2 protein-coding genes are annotated in these 1434 nt (G+C 62.2%); both read left to right on the forward strand.

Going from position 1 to position 1434, the window contains the following annotated elements:
- Positions 1-942, forward strand: a 942-nt coding sequence (locus ACOZK4_RS27160; protein ID WP_421594735.1) for an LLM class flavin-dependent oxidoreductase, incomplete at its 5' end; no start/stop codon positions are given.
- 2 nt (positions 943-944) lie between these two features.
- On the forward strand, positions 945-1434 hold a 490-nt coding region (locus ACOZK4_RS27165; protein ID WP_421594736.1), incomplete at its 3' end, for an alpha/beta fold hydrolase.

The following is a 1434-nucleotide window of genomic DNA, read 5'->3' on the forward strand; positions in this document are numbered from 1 at the left end:
CACACGCTGGAATGCACCATCTCGCCGAACCCCTTTCAAACCCTCGTCTGGTTGGCGCAACACACGCAGAATATCCGGCTCGGCACCTCGACGCTGGTCGCACCCTACTGGAACCCGATCCGTCTCGCCGGCGAATCCGCGCTATGTGATCACCTGACGAATGGCCGCCTGGAATTCGGCATCGCGCGCGGCTCCTACCAATACGAGTTCGACCGTATGGCCGGTGGCATGCCCCAGCAGGAGGGCGTTGCCTACATGAAGGAGATCGTCCCTGCGGTGAAGAAGCTCTGGCAGGGCGACTATGCCCATGACGGGCATTACTGGAAATTCCCCGTCACCGCCGCCGTGCCGAAGCCGCTGCAGCAGCCTCATCCGCGTATCTGGGTTGCGGCGCGTGATCCCGGTACATTCGACTGGGCGGTGGCCAATGGCGCCAGCATTCTGTCGACCCCGCTTTCTGCGCCCGCTGCCGAAATCCAGGTGCTGGCCGATAAATTCGAAAAAGCCGTGGCCGACCATCCTGAAGTGCCGCGCCCGCGCTTCATGATGCAGCGCCGCACCTGTGTGTATGACCAGCCGGAAGGCTGGGAGCGCGCCGTGCGGCACAGCATCGACTATGGTCGCGCGTTCGAGAACCTGATGCAGAACATAGGTGCGGTGAAGGATGGCTATCCTGAAGCGGTGTCTTACGAGGCGGTGAGAGGCAAGGAGAACTACAACCCGGACAGCATTCGCAAGAACCTGATGTTCGGCACGCCGGACGAGGTGATCGAGAAGCTGCTGGTCTATGAGGCCGCGGGTGTCGACCAGTATTGCCTGGGCCTTATCTTCAATCTGCCCTTCGAATTGCAAAAGCGGACCATCGAGCTTTTCGTAAAAGAAATCATGCCGGTCTTCGCTGCCCGCGAAAGCGAGCGCAAGCGGGCGGCCGTGGGGCGCTGATCATGGGGGCAATGGGCGAGCACAGGGTCGGCGAGGTCACACTCAACTATCGTATTGACGGCGACGGTGGTGAACCGCTCGTCTGTATCCACGGGGTGGGCTCCTATCTGGAGGCCTGGTCGGGTGTCGTGGAGCGACTGAAAGATCGTTTCACGATCCTGACCTTCGATTTGCGCGGCCACGGTCGCTCGAGCCGGATCAAAGGGCGCTACGAGATCGACGATTTCGTCGCGGAGACGTTGGCACTTGCGGACAAGGCAGGTTTCTCGACGTTCAATCTTGCAGGCTTTTCGCTAGGCGGCCTTATCGCCCAGCGGCTGGCGCTGACGCATCAGCCCAAGCTGCGGCGGCTGGTTCTCCTGTCCACCGTTGCGGGGCGCACGCCGGAGGAGCGAGAGCGCGTCCTTGCCCGGTTGGCCGCTCTCCAGGCCGGCACGCCCGCCGATCACCACAATGCCTCGCTTTCCCGCTGGTTGACGGAGGCCTTTCAGG

The organism is Shinella sp. M27 (genome assembly GCF_049199905.1).
In the GTDB taxonomy this organism is placed as follows: domain Bacteria; phylum Pseudomonadota; class Alphaproteobacteria; order Rhizobiales; family Rhizobiaceae; genus Shinella.